General features: G+C 67.4%; 18 protein-coding genes and 4 pseudogenes. 14 read left to right on the forward strand and 8 right to left on the reverse strand.

The window, feature by feature from the left end; all coding sequences use genetic code 11:
* The first annotated feature begins 84 nt into the window (after positions 1 to 84).
* The 3 genes from uidA to EJK15_RS12605 all read left to right on the forward strand — a co-directional run bounded on the left by uidA (position 85) and on the right by EJK15_RS12605 (position 2,297).
* Positions 85 to 1,872 carry a beta-glucuronidase gene (uidA, locus tag EJK15_RS12595; RefSeq protein WP_138710580.1) on the forward strand — a complete coding sequence of 596 codons (1,788 nt, stop codon included), beginning with the start codon at positions 85 to 87 and terminating at the stop codon, positions 1,870 to 1,872.
* Positions 1,873 to 1,949: 77 nt separating this feature from the next.
* Positions 1,950 to 2,111: a hypothetical protein gene (locus EJK15_RS12600; RefSeq protein ID WP_206060811.1), complete on the forward strand. Its 162-nt coding sequence runs from the start codon at positions 1,950 to 1,952 to the stop codon at positions 2,109 to 2,111.
* Positions 2,112 to 2,129: 18 nt separating this feature from the next.
* Entirely contained in the window at positions 2,130 to 2,297 is a 168-nt protein-coding gene (locus EJK15_RS12605; protein ID WP_206060812.1) for an SDR family oxidoreductase, read from the forward strand.
* 16 nt (positions 2,298 to 2,313) lie between these two features.
* Here EJK15_RS12605 and EJK15_RS77150 read toward each other — a convergent pair.
* Positions 2,314 to 2,544 (reverse strand): annotated as a pseudogene (locus EJK15_RS77150) (VOC family protein); the annotation flags it as partial.
* A 1,162-nt stretch (positions 2,545 to 3,706) separates the two neighbouring features.
* On the opposite strand from EJK15_RS77150, the gene EJK15_RS12615 reads away from it, so the two are divergent.
* Positions 3,707 to 3,868: a LuxR C-terminal-related transcriptional regulator gene (locus tag EJK15_RS12615; RefSeq protein ID WP_171074262.1), complete on the forward strand. Its 162-nt coding sequence runs from the start codon at positions 3,707 to 3,709 to the stop codon at positions 3,866 to 3,868.
* A 392-nt stretch (positions 3,869 to 4,260) separates the two neighbouring features.
* On the forward strand, positions 4,261 to 4,581 hold the full coding sequence (locus tag EJK15_RS12620; RefSeq protein WP_206060813.1) for an antibiotic biosynthesis monooxygenase family protein: 321 nt from the start codon (positions 4,261 to 4,263) through the stop codon (positions 4,579 to 4,581).
* Positions 4,582 to 5,140: 559 nt separating this feature from the next.
* Here the strand turns inward: EJK15_RS12620 and EJK15_RS77155 are convergent.
* Complete coding sequence (locus EJK15_RS77155) at positions 5,141 to 6,451, reverse strand: TetR/AcrR family transcriptional regulator (protein WP_338089864.1); 1,311 nt, start codon at positions 6,449 to 6,451, stop codon at positions 5,141 to 5,143.
* Between EJK15_RS77155 and EJK15_RS74415 the strand changes: the two are divergent.
* Both EJK15_RS74415 and EJK15_RS74420 read left to right on the forward strand, forming a co-directional pair.
* A pseudogene (locus EJK15_RS74415) lies at positions 6,371 to 6,562 on the forward strand (class I SAM-dependent methyltransferase); the annotation flags it as partial. The gene EJK15_RS77155 and the pseudogene EJK15_RS74415 sit on opposite strands and share 81 nt — an antisense overlap.
* A gap of 139 nt (positions 6,563 to 6,701) precedes the next feature.
* A complete protein-coding gene (locus EJK15_RS74420) occupies positions 6,702 to 7,040 on the forward strand; it encodes a hypothetical protein (protein ID WP_240776935.1) in 339 nt (112 codons plus the stop codon).
* Between the two features lie 57 nt (positions 7,041 to 7,097).
* Here the strand turns inward: EJK15_RS74420 and EJK15_RS70460 are convergent, their stop codons facing one another.
* The gene (locus tag EJK15_RS70460) at positions 7,098 to 7,307 is read right to left on the reverse strand and encodes a hypothetical protein (RefSeq protein ID WP_171074263.1); all 210 of its coding nucleotides are present in this window, start codon (positions 7,305 to 7,307) and stop codon (positions 7,098 to 7,100) included.
* A 160-nt stretch (positions 7,308 to 7,467) separates the two neighbouring features.
* Here EJK15_RS70460 and EJK15_RS12650 point away from each other — a divergent pair, with 160 nt between their 5' ends.
* Complete coding sequence (locus EJK15_RS12650) at positions 7,468 to 7,863, forward strand: ankyrin repeat domain-containing protein (RefSeq protein WP_206060814.1); 396 nt, start codon at positions 7,468 to 7,470, stop codon at positions 7,861 to 7,863.
* Positions 7,864 to 7,923: 60 nt separating this feature from the next.
* On the opposite strand, the gene EJK15_RS12655 is transcribed toward EJK15_RS12650, so the two are convergent.
* The 3 genes from EJK15_RS12655 to EJK15_RS12665 form a co-directional block, all read right to left on the reverse strand.
* Positions 7,924 to 8,898 (reverse strand): enoyl-CoA hydratase/isomerase family protein, encoded by a 975-nt coding sequence (locus EJK15_RS12655; RefSeq protein WP_138710587.1) that lies wholly within the window; start codon positions 8,896 to 8,898, stop codon positions 7,924 to 7,926.
* 130 nt (positions 8,899 to 9,028) lie between these two features.
* On the reverse strand, positions 9,029 to 10,033 hold the full coding sequence (locus EJK15_RS12660) for an NADP-dependent oxidoreductase (protein WP_138710588.1): 1,005 nt from the start codon (positions 10,031 to 10,033) through the stop codon (positions 9,029 to 9,031).
* Between the two features lie 254 nt (positions 10,034 to 10,287).
* The gene (locus tag EJK15_RS12665; protein WP_138710589.1) at positions 10,288 to 10,992 is read right to left on the reverse strand and encodes an SDR family oxidoreductase; all 705 of its coding nucleotides are present in this window, start codon (positions 10,990 to 10,992) and stop codon (positions 10,288 to 10,290) included.
* Positions 10,993 to 11,279: 287 nt separating this feature from the next.
* On the opposite strand from EJK15_RS12665, the gene EJK15_RS12670 reads away from it, so the two are divergent.
* From EJK15_RS12670 to EJK15_RS12685, 4 genes are all read left to right on the forward strand, one after another.
* Positions 11,280 to 11,888, forward strand: a complete 609-nt coding sequence (locus EJK15_RS12670) for a TetR/AcrR family transcriptional regulator (protein WP_206060815.1) — start codon at positions 11,280 to 11,282, stop codon at positions 11,886 to 11,888.
* A 171-nt stretch (positions 11,889 to 12,059) separates the two neighbouring features.
* Positions 12,060 to 12,890 (forward strand): enoyl-CoA hydratase/isomerase family protein, encoded by an 831-nt coding sequence (locus EJK15_RS12675; protein WP_138710590.1) that lies wholly within the window; start codon positions 12,060 to 12,062, stop codon positions 12,888 to 12,890.
* 121 nt (positions 12,891 to 13,011) lie between these two features.
* On the forward strand, positions 13,012 to 13,263 hold the full coding sequence (locus EJK15_RS12680; protein WP_138710591.1) for a hypothetical protein: 252 nt from the start codon (positions 13,012 to 13,014) through the stop codon (positions 13,261 to 13,263).
* Positions 13,264 to 13,362: 99 nt separating this feature from the next.
* The gene (locus tag EJK15_RS12685) at positions 13,363 to 14,229 is read left to right on the forward strand and encodes an alpha/beta fold hydrolase (RefSeq protein ID WP_138710592.1); all 867 of its coding nucleotides are present in this window, start codon (positions 13,363 to 13,365) and stop codon (positions 14,227 to 14,229) included.
* A 65-nt stretch (positions 14,230 to 14,294) separates the two neighbouring features.
* On the opposite strand, the gene EJK15_RS12690 is transcribed toward EJK15_RS12685, so the two are convergent.
* Both EJK15_RS12690 and EJK15_RS12695 read right to left on the reverse strand, forming a co-directional pair.
* Positions 14,295 to 14,474 carry a hypothetical protein gene (locus EJK15_RS12690; protein ID WP_206060816.1) on the reverse strand — a complete coding sequence of 60 codons (180 nt, stop codon included), beginning with the start codon at positions 14,472 to 14,474 and terminating at the stop codon, positions 14,295 to 14,297.
* 98 nt (positions 14,475 to 14,572) lie between these two features.
* Complete coding sequence (locus EJK15_RS12695; RefSeq protein WP_138710593.1) at positions 14,573 to 15,532, reverse strand: GlxA family transcriptional regulator; 960 nt, start codon at positions 15,530 to 15,532, stop codon at positions 14,573 to 14,575.
* Positions 15,533 to 15,619: 87 nt separating this feature from the next.
* Here EJK15_RS12695 and EJK15_RS74425 point away from each other — a divergent pair.
* Both EJK15_RS74425 and EJK15_RS74430 read left to right on the forward strand, forming a co-directional pair.
* Positions 15,620 to 16,561: pseudogene (locus EJK15_RS74425) on the forward strand (NADP-dependent oxidoreductase); the annotation flags it as partial.
* A 27-nt stretch (positions 16,562 to 16,588) separates the two neighbouring features.
* A pseudogene (locus tag EJK15_RS74430) lies at positions 16,589 to 17,347 on the forward strand (nuclear transport factor 2 family protein); the annotation flags it as partial.
* Positions 17,348 to 17,452: the final 105 nt, after the last annotated feature.

Raw genomic sequence — 17,452 nt, forward strand, 5'->3', positions numbered from 1 at the left:
CGACTGATCCGCCCCACCGCTGCTCGACACCACCGACGACTCGACCACCGCGTGACCACCGCGCGGAGAAAAGGAGAACCGGCCATGCTTCGCCCGCAGGACGGCCCCACCCGCGAACGCCGCTCTCTGGCCGGCTTGTGGAGGTTCCGGCTGGACGCGGAGGGAGCCGGCCGCACCGAAGGCTGGTGGCGCTCGCCCCTCGCGGGGGCCGTGGACATCCCGGTACCGGCCAGCTACAACGACATCTACCCCGAGGCGACAGTCCGGGACCACGTGGGCGACGCGTGGTACCAGACGGATATGTGGGTGCCTGCCCGGTGGGCAGGGCAGCGCATCGTCCTGCGGTTCGACGCCGCGACCCACCGCGCGACCGTCTGGGTCAATGACACCGAGGTCGCCGAACACGAAGGCGGCTACACCCCGTTCGAAGCGGATGTCACCGCACACGTGCGACCGGGAGCCGAGAACCGCGTCACCGTCGTGGTCAACAACGAACTGAGCTGGGTGTCGATCCCGCCGGGCACCATCGAGGAGCGTCCCGGCGGCCGCCGGGTGCAGCGCTACCTTCACGACTTCTTCAACTACGCGGGCCTGCACCGGCCGGTCTGGCTCTACACCACGCCGCCGGCGCACATCAGCGACATCACCGTGACCACGGCGTTCGACGACACCACCGGCGTGATCGGCTACCAGGTGGACAGCACCGGGGAGGCGGACTCAATCCGTGTGTCGCTGCGCGACGCCTCCGGCGCCGAGGTAGCCGCTGCCGCCGGCGCGGTCGCCACGTTGCGCGTGCCTGACGTACATCCCTGGGCGCCCGGCGACGGCTACCTCTACGAACTCGAGGTCTCACTGCTCAGCGCGTCCGGGGAGGTCGTCGACGGCTACCGCCAGCCGGTGGGTGTGCGCACGGTGGAGGTACGCGGGAGGCAGTTCCTGATCAACGGAACTCCCTTCTACTTCCGGGGGTTCGGCAAGCACGAGGACGCGGCGGTGCGCGGCAAGGGCCACGACGACGCGCTGATGGTGCATGACTTCGCCCTGCTGGACTGGATCGGTGCGAACTCCTTCCGCACCTCGCACTACCCCTACGCGGAGGAGGTCCTCGACTACGCCGACCGGCACGGCGTGGTCGTCATCAGCGAGACTGCGGCCGTCGGGCTCAACCTCAACATCGGCGGAGGTGTCTTCAACTCCGGCAAACGCGTGTCCACATACTCCCCGGACACGATCGGCGAAGACACCCAGCGCACCCACCTGCAGGCGATCCGGGAACTGGTGGCCCGCGACAAGAACCATCCCAGCGTCGTGCTGTGGTCCGTGGCCAACGAACCCGACAACGTCCAGCCCGAAGCGCGCGACTACTTCGCCCCACTCGCCGCAGAGACCCGCCGCCTCGACCCCACCCGGCCCGTGGCCTACGCCAACGCGCTGCTCGCGCCGCCGGACCAATGCGTGGTCACCGGCCTGTTCGACGTCGTCCTGCTCAACCGTTACTACGGCTGGTACTTCGGCCCCGGCGACCTGGAAGCGGCCGAGACCGCACTGGAGGCCGAACTGCGGCAGTGGGCGGAGATGCACGACAAGCCCATCGTCATCACCGAGTACGGCGCCGACACCTACCCCGGCCTGCGCAGCATCGTGCCCACCCCGTGGACCGAGGAGTACCAGGCCGACCTGCTCGATGTGTACCACCGGGTCTTCGACCGGGTCGACGCGGTGGTGGGCGAACAGGTCTGGAACTTCGCCGACTTCGCCACCACCGCGGGCGTCTTCCGCGTCGACGGCAACAAGAAGGGTGTTTTCACGCGCGACCGCCGTCCCAAGACCGCCGCCTTCCACCTGCGCGCCCGCTGGCGCAAAGACGAGTAAGTTCCTTCAGCCTGGCCTGATCGGTGCCGGTATCGAGTGCGGCGTGGACGCGCAGCCCGGTCCGGGTGGTAGTCGCCGTGACCGCCCTCACCTTCGCCGGCGTGGGCGCGCGCGTCGTCCCGATCGCTCTGCCCGACGCGTTCCTGGCCGCGGGCGCTCTGCCCACCCTGCACGACCGCTACGGGCTGTCCACCGACGCCATCATCGCCGCGATCCGGACCGAACTGGCCCGTTCCTGATCCCTCGGGGGAGCGCTCATGTCAATCTCCGACCTGACCGCCATCGTCACCGGCGCGGGCTCCAGGCGCGGCATCGGCCGCGCCACCGCACACGCCCTCGCCGCCACCGGCTGGAACCTCGCCATCCTCGACCTGGACGAAGCCGGCGCCAAGGAAACCGCCGCTGTCCGGGCGGCCCCACTGTGAGCCACCGATAGCCGCCCATCTCGGGCATCGTGACGTCCTCGCGGACCTCCATGCCGAGCTTGCCGATATAGAACGCCAGCGCCTCGTCCTGGTCGGGCACCCACAGGTTCGCGTGTGAGCCATAGGTGCATCGCTCAGGCTCTCCCCTGGAACTCACCGGCCGTCCCCAGGCGCGCAGCACGCAACCTGGAACGCGCGCCCGGTGGAGGGCCGGCGCATACCTCGCCCGGTACGCCGTCGGAGACATGCCGAAAGTCCGCCCGAACACGTGTACTCGCGACAGTTCAATACGCGATGCCGTGAGTTCCTAGCGATCTTGTGCTCGGGCGCGCCAGCGCAGCACCGCGCTTTGAGCGAGAAAATAGCTCAGCGTGCATTTCGTCACAGACTTTCGAGGCGGACGGCCAGAGGGTGGACAGTGAAACGGCGGATGCCCATAGGCGGGACAACGGGCCGGGTTACGCCAATCGGACAAGCAGGCCCGCCGTCACACCATGAGCAACAACTCCGTTCTCCCCATCACTAGGAAAATGGCCGCCTTCGGGGCAGGCGCTGCCCTGACCACCGGAGTCATGAGCGGTGCGGCCGCAGCGGCCCCGAGCGCCACGATGGCCGCCGGCCCGACGACCAGCGCGAGCCAACTGGCCGCAGCATCCTCAGCGGTCTCGCCCGTGTACTCCTGGCGCGCCAACACGGCCGCCTTCCACGCTGGCGGCGGCTCGCTCCTGCTCGGATCGCTGGGGTTCACTGGGTCCGCCCGGTCGGCGAGCGCTCAGCCGGCTGCCGGCCCCCATCACGAATCGGGCTGGCACTGGAGCAACTGCACAAGGGATGGCAATCAGGGTATCCAGGGCCGGCTCTCGGGGGCGAGGGCAGGTCCGCACAAGGTGGCCTCGCGCAAGCGGGTGACCATCAACTACTCGTTCGCCCGGGTATCGGACTTCCAGACCTGCCGACACGGCTCTGGCGGCGTCAAGGCTCGCAAGGTCGTCTTGTCGAGTGCGCTCTACGTCAAGGGCAGCAGGTTTTCTTGCGATACCCTCACGCTCGCCGGTCAGGGAGGGTCGTCGGCACCTGCACGTTCCGTCGCGGCACGGCGGTCTTCAAGCTCAAGCAGACCTGCAACAAGGCCACGATCTGCCGGATCCGCACGGGAACGATGCACGTCTACGCGAAGGGTGGCGCCGAAATCAAGCGCGTGCGGATGCAAGTGTCCTCGAGGATCCACGACCATCTAGGCGGGAACACCTACTGGAACACACCGAGGTTCTAGCAGGCTCCCCGCACACTGGCACACCGGAACCCCCGGACTCGACCCGTCACTGCGACGCCGCTGACCGCATTCGCAAATGTCTCGTTCCGGGATTGTCACGGCGTCGGCCGGGTGGTGGGAACGACGAGGCGCCGGGGTGGCGCTGTTGGCGGCCCGGCACAGCAGCCGCATCGTCGCCCAGCAGCTCGGCTTGTCGGTCGCCACCGTCAACAACACCCTGGCGCGCGTCTACGCCAAGCTCGGCATCTCCCGCCGAGCCCAGCTCGCCGCCCTGGTGGAGGCGACGCCACGAAGGTAATCACCCGGATCCGCGCAACCAGCTGGTGCGGCGACCCCGTGAATACCCGAGGTGATGTACGGTTGGCCGCCTGCCAGCTCTCCCGCCACGGGTGGGGGTGTTCACGATAGGCGTGGCCTGCACCGAGTCGGGGATGGTGGTGATCGCTTCCCGCAGCACAACTGATCGTTTCCCAGCTGTTCGGCGGGCCGAATAGCGCCACAAGAACCAGGCCAGATACCGGGGTATGGCGCACTTGATGGGGATGATCACGGTCGATGATCGCAAGGCTCAGTTCAGCAGTGCCAGTGACCCCAGTCGGCGGCGCCCTGGTCATCTCGACTGAACGCAAAGCGTGCCGGGAGCGAGTGCGACGCGAGCGCCGAGGGAGGAACCGTCAGTAGCATATGTGCATGACGCCTATTACACCCCCCTACTATGCGGTAATCATCACTCAGAAGCTGAAGGACACGGGCCTAGAGGGATATGACGAGATGGCGGCCCGGATGGTCGAGCTCGGCACCAAGTGGCCGGGCTACCTGGGCCGCGAGTCCGTCGCCAGAGCCGATGGCCACGAACTGACGGTGATCTACTACGCCGACGCCGAGTCGATCGCCAGTTGGAAGGCCGACGTCGAGCACCTGGAGGCGCAACGGCTCGGACGCGAGCGCTGGTACGAGTACTACGACATTCGGATCGCCCATGTCGAGCGCGCCTACAGTTTCAGAGCCTGAACCTGGCGGCCCCGTCCGGGGAACTCACCGCGTTGATTGCCGCGCGGCAGCCGTACTTCCTGCAGTCGATGCGCGGCCAGCGGCAGCATGCCGCCAACGGCTACCGGCACGGCCCGCCCTGCTACGGCTACATCGCCGTCGTGGAGAGGACGCTCTTCCTGCTGGTGCATTGCCCGGGAATCTCTCCCGTCGAAGCCGTTGTCGAGGCCGGCCCTGAGACGTGGCGGCGGACGCTGGCGACGCCCGGGCCAGCACGAACCCCGCCAGGATGTCGGTCTCGAAGGCGGCAAGATCTTCTTCGCCGGTAGGGGCCCGGTGCTCGCGCAGATCCCGCACGACTCCCAGCGTCAACTCACACCTCCCGACTTCACAAGCGCCGCCAAACTCATCACTCCCGTGACAAAAGCTTCACGGAGAGTGAAGCTACTTCGGGGTGCGGTGATCAATCTGGCAAACGGGAGAAGACGCAGTTCGCATGCAGTGAGCGTGCACGGTGAGGAGGATTCAGCGCCCTCAACTCAAGAACTGTTGCTTACCCATTTAGGCATGGCTTGTGCGTCTATTTCGGTCTTGCTGCCCTCTCGGATGGTCGCCTACGAGCCTGCCCTGGCCCGTCCTGTTCTTCCCGCCCCTCTCGGTGCGCCGACATCGGAGACTCGGCCGTTGACGGGAGGGCCGCGGCGATGCAGTCGAGGACGCGCTCCAGCCCGTGCCGGAACTGGTCGTCGCGGCTCAGGTGCAGCCGGCGCGCCTCCATCACGATCTTGCTGAAGATCGGGTACTCCCCGCTCTCCAGCAGCTGCTCGACGCGCGGGCCGCTCCGCACCATCCACTCCGACTCGCTGAGCCCGCTGCGGCGGACCTCCTCGACCCAGCCGATTTCCTCGCGGACGGCGCCCTCGACATAGCCGTTCAGCATGGCCATGAGGGCGAGGTTCTCGTCGATGGAGACGTGGGCGTCGAGGGCACCCATCACCCGTTCGATCACGAGCAGCTGGTTGGGGCCGAAGCTGGGCAGTGACCGCTGCACGGTGGCGATCCACGGGTGCCGCAGCCACATCGCCCGCAGCCCGTCGGCGTAGCGCGTCAGATCCGCGCGCCAGTCGCCCGAGGGCATGCCCTTGACGTCGATCTCACCCTGCAGCCGATCGGCGATGAGCTCGACGAGGTCGTCGCGGCTCGGGACGTACCGGTAGAGGGACATCGCGCCGGCGCCGATCTCGGCAGCGATGCGCCGCATGGTGGCGGCCTCCAGCCCTTCGGCGTCGGCGATCCGGATCGCCGCCTCGGTGATCTGCGCGCGGCTGTAGGCCGGCTTCGGCCCGTAGGCCGGGCGCTCGGGTCGCATCCAGATGTTCACGTACTCGGCGTCGGTCACCGTTCCACCCTCCTGCGATGCAGCATGCACTGGCCTGACCCAGCCCAACGCGCACGCATCGCCGAGATCCGCGACAACCTCATCGCCCGGATCGCCCGGATCGCCGAAGCCGAACGCGAAGGCCGGCTCGGCGAGGTCGAAGGGCTCAAGGTCAGCCTTGCCGGGGCAGAGGACAAACTCGCCCAGATTGAGCGGCGGCATCCGGCCTCTCAGCCAGTGGATCTCGGCATGCCAACCCCTGTTCGGCGACCCTGATCGCACCATGGCTGAACATAGAACAAGAGTGGAGTGGAATTGATATGCCTGATGGATGGCAGTGGGACAGCACGCTGTTTCAGGGAAGTGCGGCCTACTACAAGCGCGGTCGGCTGCCTCGACGTTGGCTGCGGGCCGGGCACCGTGACGCTCGCCATGGCGCGGTTCTTCGCCGAGGTGGTCGGCCTTGACCCAGACGAAGACATGCTGGCCGAGGCCGAGCGACAGGCCAAGCATCGCGGGGTGACCAACGCCCGGTGGGTGAACGCCCTCGCCGAAGACCTGCCGGCCGGTCTGGCTGAGTTCAGAATTGTGCTGTTCGCCCAGTCCTTCCACTGGACGGATCGCGATCGTGTCGCCGCTACCGTGCTGCGGATGCTGAAGCCCGGGGGCGCCTTCGTCCACATCAGCGACTTCAAGAATCCGCCTGCCGACCCGACGCCGCTGCCGTTGCCCGCTCCCCCCCTACGCGCAGATCACGGACCTGGTGCGTCGGTACTTGGGCCCGGTACGCCGCGCGGGGCAGGGAACGCTCGTCAACGGCACGCCGGACCGGGAGGACCTCGTTCTGGCACGGGCCGGGTTCGGGAACTTCGAACCGCATGTCGTTCCGGCCGGCGAGGTGGTCAACCGCACCGCGGACGACATCGTGGCGTGGGTGTTCTCCCGGTCCGACTCCGCCCCTCACCTGTTCGGCGACAGGCTGGAGGACTTCGAGCGGGACCTGCGCCAGGAGTTGCAGCGGGCGTCACCCGACAACCGCTTCGTGGAACAGCTTCCGCCAACCGAGATCATGATCTGGCGCAAGCCGCAGGGTGAGCGGTGACGACAACGTGTCGATGACCTCCGGCCCGTCCATGATCGATGGTCCGACGGTCGCCACCTATCGTCCGTTCGGAACCGGGTTTCTTAGTTCAGAGAAGCCTGCATCCGCTGCCCGATGCTCTGGCCCGATCCCGCCCATCGCGACCGCTTGGCCGAGATCCGCGACAACCTCCTCGCGCGGATCGCCGAAGCTGAACGGGAAGGCTGGCTCGGCGAGGTCGAAGGACTCCACGTCAGCCTCGCTGGTGCCGAAGACAAGCTTGCCCAAGTTGATCGACGCTCCCACGCGACTACCGACCATCTTGGCCTTCCCGGAATCGGTAAAGTCGCTGGCAGCGGGCTCCGCTAAGGGTGACGGCCCGTCATAAACGGCGCGGCTACACCGGTCACAGCTCCACGTTGACACCCTCCACAAAGGAATGCGTGCCATGAGTCTTGATCGCGCTGGCAGGTCGCCGCTGCACTACGCAGCGGCGTCCAACGACGTCAGTACAGCCGAGGCGCTCTTGGACACCGGAGCAGATCCGAGCGCGTCAGATCAAAGGGGACTGACGCCATTGCACTTCGCAGCCCAGGAAGGCTCGGTCGCGGTCGCCCAGCTGCTCCTGCAGCGGCACGCGTCGGTTGACCAGGCTGACCACTACGGCAATACGGCGCTGAGTACTGCCGTGTTCAACTCACGCGGAGATGGCCGAATGATCGAATTACTGCGCCGGTGGGGAGCCGACCCGCTCAAGGCGAACAATAGCGGTCAGACCCCGCTCGGCCTCGCCCGATTGATCGCCAACTATGACGTCGCACGTTTCTTCGCCGACCTACCGTGACATCGGCGCGCTGTTCGTCGGCAAAGCCTGGTTCTCAGTGATCTTGAAGTTCAGAGAAATCTACTCGCTTGAACTACCTCCGATACGACCGGCGTTGAGTGCTCGCGCGTACGTCTCCCGATCCAGCAGAGGGAGCTCGCCAGTGGCGTCCGTGGTGGCGATGTATTCAAGCATCCGCCGCTGAGCTTCCTTTGATTGATCCCTGACCAGGAACTCGGCGTGCTCGAACTGCAAGCCCTGTTCGAGCGACAGAGAGCTGCCGAAGTAGATGGATCGCTTGATGGCTCCGAGAGATTTCTTCGAGCGTAGGCTCAGATACTCTGCGCGCTCGATCGACCGTGCGAGGACCTTGTCCTGTGGCACCACTTCGTCGACCGCACCGAGCGAGAGAGCCTCTGCAGGCGTGAACGGCCTGCCTTCGAGAACGGCGACCAACGTCTGCTGAGTACCGATCAGACGAGGCAGTCGCTGAGAGCCGCCGCCACCCGGTGTCAGTGCGAGCAGGACTTCTGTCAGGCCGATGACATGCTCCCCGTCTGCCATGATGCGCAGATCACAGGCAAATGCCAGTTCCGCGCCGACGGCAAGTGCCGAACCGTTGAGTGCTGCAACGAAGATGGTGCCGCTTGCATTCATCTTCAGGAAGGTGGCATGGAAGCTGTCGAGCTGCAGAAGTGTCTTGAGCCGGGTCATCCCCGCGAACGTTCTGACAACCGGCACTCTGTTGATGAGTCTCGCCGTGCGCGCTACGAGCTTGGCGATACGCGTGTTGATCGGCGGGAATCCAGTGCCACCCTCTTGTAGCCAGCGCACATCAGAATGACTCAAGAAGCGGTCAGGATGCGTACCGGTGAAGACGACCGCGCGGATGTCCGGATCGCGGTCTGCACGATCGACCAACTCTTTCAGCTGCTTGGCGATCTCGGGATCGAACAACGCATGCGGGCCTCCGTCGATACGAGCGACGAGCACCCCGGCGTGGCCCTCGACGGCAATGTGTCCTGCGGGCTGCGAGCTACTTCGTGACGTGTCCATGTGATCCTCCGGTGAGTCGGCTGTGGTCGACGATTTCGGGCGCTCGCGCGGGTCACGCTCCCGCGTGAAACGGCGACGCATTCTGTACGCGGGGGCGTGCCGGCCCGGCGGCCCGGGGCGGCGGGTGCGGTCATTTCATGCGGACGACGACCTTGCCGGCCTTGGTGCGTCCTTGCTCGAGGTGGGCCAGGGCTTCGCGGGTCTGGTCGAAGTCGAAGACGGAGTCCACGACCGGCCGGATGATCCCGGCGTCGATGAGGGCGGCGAGTTCGCGGAGCTGGTCGCCGCTGGCCTTCATGAACAGGTACGAGTACGTCACCTGGCGTCGCCTGACACGCCGGCGGATGCGGAAACTCAACGCCGCTATCGCCAGCCGGATGACGGGATTGGCGCCGATCTCCCGGGCGAAGGCGGGGTCGGGTGGCCCGGCGACGCTGACGACTTTCCCGCCCGGCTTGAGCACCCGCAGAGACTTGTCGAGTGTCTCGCCGCCGACGGTGTCGAGAACCACGTCGTAGTCGTGCAGGATCGCCTCGAATGCCTGTTTCTGGTAGTCGATGACGACGTCCGCGCCGAGGCTCTTCACCACGTCGGTCTTCGACGCGCTCGCGGTCGTGGCCACGCTCGCTCCCAGATGTTTCGCCAGCTGGATGGCGATGGTGCCGACGCCGCCGGCACCGGCGTGGATGAGGACCTTCTGGCCGGGTCGCAGGTCGGCCCGCTCGACCAGCGCCTGCCAGGCGGTCAATCCAACCAGGGGGATGGAGGCGGCCTCCGCCATGGTGAGCGTGGCCGGTTTGGTCGCCACGTCGTCCTCGTGGATCGCGATGAGCTCCGCGAACGTGCCCATCCGGTTCTGGTCCGGGTGTGCGTAGACCTCGTCGCCGACGGCGAACCGTGTGACGCGGGCACCGACGGCGACGACCGTGCCGGCGAGGTCGTTGCCGAGGACGAACGGCGCCCGCAACGGCAGGATCGCCTTGAGGTCGCCGTCGCGGATCTTGAGGTCGACCGGATTGACGCTCGCCGCATGAATCCGGACGAGGACGTCATGAGCGCCCGCCTTCGGATCCGGCACATCGCTGGCGCGCACGGTGTCGGCGTCGCCGTAGCGCTCGACCACAAATGCCTTCATCGTTGTCTCCGTCTCTGGTGTGCGCTGCTCACAGCAGTACAAAGATCGCTCGGTCAGCGCGGCGTAGTCGCAAGTCTCGTCTCAGGCTGAACACTCGCCCGGGCTTCCGAGAAGCGGACCGGTGACGTGCTCGGTGCTTACGGGGTTCGCCCGCAGCGGCCAGCCGGTGCCGCGACCAGCGCAGGCCGCTAGCACCGGCCGAACAGATGGCGCGGGTTCGCCGCCGATCGGACCTGCTCCGGCTGCCCTGACTGCTAGCCCAGGATCGAGGTGAGCCGGGTTTCGATCGGCTGGTGCAGGCCGGCACGGACCGCGCGGGTGAAGTCGTCGGCCAGGATCTCCACATCGCCCTTCTCGACACCGTCGAGGACCTGCCGGACCACGTCCGCGGGCTTCGACTTGGCGGCGTCGATGCTGGCGGCCATGTCGGTGTCGACGTACCCGACGTGGACTCCGACGACCTGCACGCCTCGGGGCCCGAACTCCAGGCGCATGGAGTCGGTCGCGCTCCACACGGCCGCCTTGGATACCCCGTAGGTGCCGCCCGTGGGGAGCCAGGAGGCCACCGAGGCCATGTTGATCACGATGCCGGAACGCTGCGCCAGTCGGTCGGCGAAGGCCGAAGTCACCGCGAGCGTGCCGAACAGGTTCGTCTCCAGTTCGCTGCGCAGGGTGGAGGTGTCGGCGTCGAGGACCGAAACGCCGCGGGCGATGCCGGCGTTGTTCACCACGACGCTCACGTCCTGTGCGGTCTCGGCGGCGCGGGCCACCGAGCCGGCGTCGGTGACGTCGAGCTGCAGCGGGACTATGCGGGGGTCGTCGGTGACGATCGTCTGCGGGTCGCGGGCGGCGGCATAGACCTTCGCGACGCCGCGGTCGAGGAGCTGACGGACGAACTCCCGGCCCATGCCGCGGTTGGCACCGGTGACGAGAACGGTCTGGTCGGCGAGCTGAGTCATGTCATTCTCCAGGAGTCAGTGCGCTCGGTCGGGCGCTGAGTGACGAATACGCCGCCGTACGGGGTTGTTTCGCAGACACGCGGGGGCCCATCTGCTGGATCGCTTGGAGCGACCTCGGGTACGCGGCCGACGGCGCGGAGGAACAAGCAATCTGATTACAGTCATACGACCATAGGGTGGGAGAGCGGTCGGGGGCAAGCCGCTAGGTGAAATTAAATTATGGTCGTACTCTCAATCTTATCTGGGCGGCGGACGAAGCGGCCTGCCTGCGGGTGAAGGGGCGTGTGGTGCGGTACGGGAGAGAACACAAGCAGGTGACGCGGCGGCGGATCATCGAGGCGGCCGGGCGCCGCTTCAAGACCGACGGCATCGACGGCTCGGGGATCGCCGCACTGATGGCCGACGCGGGATTGACGAACGGTGCGTTCTACGCCCACTTCGACTCCAAGGACGACCTGGTCGTCGCCGCGGTCGCCGACCAACTCCGCGAACAGCGCGAGGGCCTGAGCGCGGCGGCACCCGGACCGGCCGGAGCCGAGCAGTTCCTGCGGGAGTACCTCTCGATCCGGCATCGCGACAGCCCCGAGGACGGCTGCCCGTCCGCCGCCCTGCTCGACGAGATCGCCCGCAGCGCGGATGCCGCCAGGCGCGCGTACACCGACGGCGTGCTGGCCGTCATCGACGACGTCGCCGCCCGGGTGGCACCCGACGACCCGCAGTCGGCGCGCGTGCGATCGCTCACCATCTACGCCCTGATGGTCGGGACGCTGCAACTCTCCCGCGCACTGGTCGACCAGCAGCTTGCCGACGTCGTCCTCGAGCAGGGCATCCAGAGCGCCCTCACGCTGCTCGACGCTGAAGGCCGGGCGATAGGGCGGGCCTCGCCGCCGACGTGAGCCGCCCTTGAAATTACGAGAATAATTTCATGACCGAGGGGTCTTGCCTCCGGACTCATTCTCAAATTATGGTCGTATGACCGTAATCTTATGCTGCTTCGACGGGACCGGCGAGCAGGCCACCTACCCGCCGATCTCCGTCGAAACGACGACCACGAAATGAGCCATCCGATGAGCCAGTCCAGCACGATCCGCCTTGAGCGCACGACCCCGCAGACCGCCAGGATCACGTTCGCGAATCCGCCGATGAACCTGGTCGTTCCGGAGACCGTGGTGACGTTGCACGAGATCGTCCGGGGACTCGACGAAGACCCCGACATCCAGGTCGTCGTGTTCGCCAGCGAGGTCCCCGACTTCTTCTTCAACCACTTCGACGGCGCTGAGGCCGGCAACCTGCCCGTGCCCGAGCACGAGGACGACGCGCCGGTCTGGACCGACCTGGTCCTGCGGTTGAGCAAGGCCGCGTACGTCAGCATCGCGGCCATCCGGGGCCGTACCCGCGGCGCCGGCAACGAGCTGGCCCTCGCCTGTGACTTGCGGTACGCCAGCCGGGAGAAGGCGATCTTCGGCCAGCCCGAGGTCGGGATCGGCATCGTCCCCGGCGGCGGCGGTGCTGAGCGGCTCCCGCGCTCCATCGGCCGCGACCGGGCGCTCGAGGCGATTCTCGGCAGCGCCGACTACGACGCCGACCTGGCCGAGCGCTGGGGATGGGTCACGCGAGCCCTGCCGGACGCGGAACTCGACGCTTTCGTCGACGCGACGGTCGCTCGCCTCTCCTCCTTCGACCGGCAGGCGTTGGCGACCGCCAAGGCGATGGTCGGCCGGGCCACCCTGCCGCCGGATGCCGACCTGATCGCCTCCTACGGCGCGTTCGTGGACTCGCTGACCGGCCCGGGACTCCTGCCCCGGGCGATGGCGCTCGGCGCCCTGGCCGCCGACAAGGGCCTGGATGTCGAATACCAGCTGGGCGAATATCTCGGCCAGATCAACCAGAGCCTCTGATCGCCTTGTCTGCGCGGCGGCGAGAGGCAAGAAGGCCGGCTCTGCGGCGCGCGCGGCACTGAACCGAATGCGGGGTACGCCATGCGCACCCGGCGTACCCCGCGCGGAAGGCAAACGCGTCATGTATGACCGGCTGCTCGCAGGGTTCAAACCATTCGAGGCCGACGTCGACGGCGCTCGCATCGCCGGTCGCAGTGCGGGCTTCGGGCTGCCCATCCTGCTGCTGAACGGCTATCCCCAGACGCGCATGAGGTGGCATCAGGTCGCACCGATCCTGGCTGAGCGAGGAAGCACCGCGACCACCGCCGCCCTGGCCCGTTCCTCCAGTGGTCGTCTCCCGGCCAAGACGGGCCCGCCCCATCACTTGTCCTGAAGATTCGGGTTTGCCGGTGAGCTTGTGGAAGCTTTAAATTATGGTCATACTTTGATCGCCACGGAGCTGCCGGAGCCTCACCCAAAGGGAAGAACAGTCATGAGCCACCGCCAAGAAGCACAAAACAACGCGATCACGTCGTACAAGTACGCGCCCACCCGCACCATATCCGCCGGTGGCGTGGATTTCGCCTACCGGGAGCTGGGCCCGAAGGCCGGCGTCCCGCTGGTCCTGGTGACCCATCTGGCCGCGGTCCTCGACAACTGGGATCCCCGGGTGGTCGACGGCCTCGCCGCGAAACATCGGGTCATCGCGTTCGACAACCGGGGCGTGGGCGCCTCCACCGGCGCGACGCCGAAGACCATTCGGGCGATGGCGAAGGACGCCGTGACGTTCATTCGGGCGCTGGGCCTGAACCAGGTCGACCTGCTGGGCTTCTCCATGGGCGGCATGATCGCCCAGGTGATCGTTCAGGACGAACCTCAGCTCGTGCGCAAGCTGATCCTCGCGGGCACCGGGCCGGCCGGCGGTGAGGGCATCAAGAACGTCACCAAGCTCTCGCATCTCGACACCGTCCGGGCGCTGCTCACGCTGCAGGATCCGAAGCAGTTCCTGTTCTTCACCCGGACCCCGAACGGCCGTCAGGCGGGTAAGCAGTTTCTGGCGCGCCTGAAGGAGCGTACCGAGAACCGGGACAAGGCGATCTCGCTCAAGTCCTACTTCGCGCAGTTGTCCGCCATCCACAGCTGGGGACTGGAGCGGCCACATGACCTCTCTGTCATCCGCCAGCCCGTGCTCGTCGCCAACGGCGAGAGCGACCGGATGGTGCCGACACAGAACTCGCGCGACCTGGCCCGTCGCCTGCCGGACAGCGACCTGGTGATCTACCCCGACGCCGGGCACGGCGGCATCTTCCAGTTTCACGGCCAGTTCGTCGAGCAGTCCCTCGCATTCCTCCAGCGGTAATACCGCAAGGGGCACTGCCCCCTCGCGGTCGAGGGGGCAGTCTCGTGGACGGCCTCGGCTGCTGCTCAGCGAAGGAACACGAGGGCGTTCTGGATGCCGTGTTCGAGGACCTCATCGGCGAACTTCGGGTCGGACACGGCGCGGGACAACTGCAGCGTCCCGATCGCCATCGTGTACAGCGCGAGTGCCTTCCCGTACGCGGACTGCGGATCCGCGGGAGCCAGGCGAACTCTGCGCCTGGGCACCCAACTGGTCGGCGATGACGTTGGCGACGAGGTCGCTCGATGCCGCACCTGGCATACCCGATGGTATGACGTACATAATTTCATGGGGTGACGTTCGGTCAGTGGTTTTGGGCCGGCACGCCTCGGAAGGTGCGTCGGTAGGCGAGTGGCGAGACGCCGATGGCGGCGTGCAGGTGTTCGCGCAGCGAGGTGCCGCCGGCGAAGCCGACCTGGCCGGCGATCTCGTCGACCGCGAGGTCGGTGGATTCCAGCAGGTGCCGGGCCCGGTCGACGCGTTGCTGGATGAGCCAGCGTCCTGGGCTCATGCCGACTTCCTCGTTGAAGCGGCGGGCGAAGGTGCGCAGGCTCATGTTTGACTGCTCGGCAAGGTCGCTCAGGGTCAGCGGCTTGTGCAGGTTCTGCAGCGCCCATTGGCGGGTGGCGGACGTGTCGTTCGCCACGGTGTCGGGGACCGGGCGCTCGATGTACTGCGCTTGGCCCCCGTCGCGCCATGGGGGGACGACGCACATGCGGGCCACATGGTTGGCGATCTCGCTGCCGTGGTCCTTGCGGACGAGGTGCAGGCAGACGTCGATGCCGGAGGCGGCGCCGGCCGAGGTCAGCACGTCGCCCTCGTCGACGAACAGCACGTTCGGGTCCAGTTCCACCTGCGGATACCACTCACGGAAGACCTCCGCGGCGGCCCAGTGCGTGGTGGCCCGCCGTCCGTCGAGCAGCCCCGCCGCGGCTAGCACAAAGGCACCGGTGCAGATCGACACGATCCGGGTGCCGGGGGACACGAACGCGAGGGCTTGCGCCACGTCGACCGGCGTTTGACGGCTGAAGTCGGTGGTGCCGAAGGGCGGGATGATGACGGTGTCGGCGGTACGCAAAACCTCCGGGCCGTGGTCGACGGTGATCGAGAAGTCCGCGTTGGTGCGGACCGGGCGGCCGTCGGCGGTGCACGTCAGGACTTCGTAGCGGCCGTCGGCGGTGCCGAAGACCCGCCTGGGGATGCCCAGATCGAAGGGGTACACGCCGTTCGGGGCGAGAACGACGACGCGGTGCACCTGTGCCATGGCAGGATCCCGTCGGAAGTTGGCGACCATGCCATTGTAGCGGGCCGTGACGGCGGACAGGCTGGACCCATGACGAACACCGAGACCATGCGAGCCATCAGCCAGGACACCTACGGAACCCCCGACGTGCTGCAGGAGACCCTGCTACCCAAACCGGCGCCAGGGGTGAGTGAAATCCTTGTGGCCGTCCACGCGGCCGGGGTCAACCCGACCGACTGGTGGAACCGGGCCCAGTCCATGACCGTCGCCCAGATGCCGCTGGTACTCGGCTGGGACGTCTCCGGCGTCGTCGAGGCCGTCGGCATGGGCGTCACCCTGTTCAAGCCCGGCGACGAAGTCTTCGGGATGCTGCCCTATCCGGGCGGGGTGGGTGCGCACGCCGAGTACGTGACCGCACCGGCCCGCGTCTTCACGCACAAGCCCGCCGGTATCGACCACGTCCAGGCCGGTGCGCTGCCGCTGGCCGCGCTCACCGCCTACCAGGCGCTGGTCGACACCGCCGGCGTCCGGGCCGGGCAGCGGGTCCTGATTCATGCGGCGGCCGGCGGCGTGGGTCACCTCGCTGTGCAGATCGCCAAGTCCCGCGGCGCGTACGTGATCGGCACCGCCAGCGCCGCCAAGCACGACTTCCTGCGGTCGGTGGGCGCCGACGAGGTGATCGACTACCACAGCGTCGATTTCGCCGAGGTGCTCAGCGACATCGACGTGGTCCTCGACCCGATCTCGCTCGACTCCGCCGCTCGGGCCCGCTCCGTGGCCGTGCTGCGCCCGGGTGGCACCCTCGTCTCGATCCTTCCGGTACCCATCGACCCCGCCGAACTAGCGGCGATCGCCGAGCGGGGTATCCGCTACGAGTCGCTGCTGGTCGAGGCCGACCACGGAGGTATGCGGGCCATCGCCGCCCTCGTCGAGACCGGGGCGCTGCGTGCGCACATCGAGGCCACGTTCCCGCTCGCTGAGGCGGCGAAGGCGCACGCGCTCGGCGAGACCGGCCGCACCACCGGCAAGATCGTGCTGACCGTACGAGACGGCGGCCAGGCGCAACTTGCCCAGCAACTCCTGCAGGACCTGTTCACTCGCGGCGACACGGCCATTGTCGACCGGCTCCTGCGGCCCGACTACATCCAGCACAACCCCCTGGCGCCCGACGGCCCCGACGCCCTCAAATACTTCGTCGCCACCACGCGCCAGCGGTTCCCGCAGGTCGCCTTCGAGCCTCGACGGGTCATCTCCGACGGCGACCTGGTGCTGCTGCACTCCCGCAACGTCCTCGTGCCGGGCACTCCGGGTATGGCCGTGTTCGACCTCTTCCGCTTCCAGGACGGGAGGATCGCCGAGCACTGGGACGTCCTGCAGGAATTGCCCGCCACCACCGCCAGCGGCAATGACATGTTCGCCACGCTCAGCGAGCCGCGGAGCGAGGCGCCGGGGCAGCGGTGGTTCACCGCGTACCACAAGAAGCTGGTCACCGCGTTCGTCGACGAGTTGCTGGTCCGCAAGGACCTGGCCGCCATCGACACCTATGTTGACACCGAGTACCACGAGCACAACCCGAACATCCCCGACGGCGCGGCCGGTCTGAAGGCCGGGCTGGGCGCGTACTTCGAGCAGTTCCCGCAGCTGAGCGTGACACCGAAACGGGTCATCGCGCAGGGTGACCTGGTCGCCGTGCACAGCCACTACATCGACACACCCGGCGACCGCGGCCGGGCGGTCATCGACCTCTTCCGGGTACGCGACGGAAAGATCGTCGAGCACTGGAACGCCGAACAGGACGTACCCGAGACCGCCGCCAACGACAACACGATGTTCTGACACCGGCCAGGGCCGCCGCGAATCGCGTTGGCGGCGCCCCGCCCCTGTCAGCGGAGAACCGATCGGGTGGTCGCCCGTCGCGACCACCTGATCTACGGGGAAAGC

The organism is Nonomuraea basaltis (genome assembly GCF_005893125.1).
GTDB classification, from domain to species: Bacteria; Actinomycetota; Actinomycetes; order Streptosporangiales; family Streptosporangiaceae; genus Nonomuraea; species Nonomuraea basaltis.

Bases quoted from the DNA above. Each gene is read 5' to 3' on its own strand.
- uidA (WP_138710580.1), top strand. From the start codon at position 85: ATGCTTCGCCCGCAGGACGGCCCCACCCGCGAACGCCGCTCTCTGGCC.
- EJK15_RS12605 (WP_206060812.1), top strand. From the start codon at position 2,130: ATGTCAATCTCCGACCTGACCGCCATCGTCACCGGCGCGGGCTCCAGG.
- EJK15_RS12620 (WP_206060813.1), top strand. From the start codon at position 4,261: ATGACGCCTATTACACCCCCCTACTATGCGGTAATCATCACTCAGAAG.
- EJK15_RS77155 (WP_338089864.1), bottom strand. From the start codon at position 6,451: ATGCTTGGCCTGTCGCTCGGCCTCGGCCAGCATGTCTTCGTCTGGGTC.
- EJK15_RS12650 (WP_206060814.1), top strand. From the start codon at position 7,468: ATGAGTCTTGATCGCGCTGGCAGGTCGCCGCTGCACTACGCAGCGGCG.
- EJK15_RS12655 (WP_138710587.1), bottom strand. From the start codon at position 8,898: ATGGACACGTCACGAAGTAGCTCGCAGCCCGCAGGACACATTGCCGTC.
- EJK15_RS12660 (WP_138710588.1), bottom strand. From the start codon at position 10,033: ATGAAGGCATTTGTGGTCGAGCGCTACGGCGACGCCGACACCGTGCGC.
- EJK15_RS12665 (WP_138710589.1), bottom strand. From the start codon at position 10,992: ATGACTCAGCTCGCCGACCAGACCGTTCTCGTCACCGGTGCCAACCGC.
- EJK15_RS12675 (WP_138710590.1), top strand. From the start codon at position 12,060: ATGAGCCAGTCCAGCACGATCCGCCTTGAGCGCACGACCCCGCAGACC.
- EJK15_RS12680 (WP_138710591.1), top strand. From the start codon at position 13,012: ATGTATGACCGGCTGCTCGCAGGGTTCAAACCATTCGAGGCCGACGTC.
- EJK15_RS12685 (WP_138710592.1), top strand. From the start codon at position 13,363: ATGAGCCACCGCCAAGAAGCACAAAACAACGCGATCACGTCGTACAAG.
- EJK15_RS12695 (WP_138710593.1), bottom strand. From the start codon at position 15,532: ATGGCACAGGTGCACCGCGTCGTCGTTCTCGCCCCGAACGGCGTGTAC.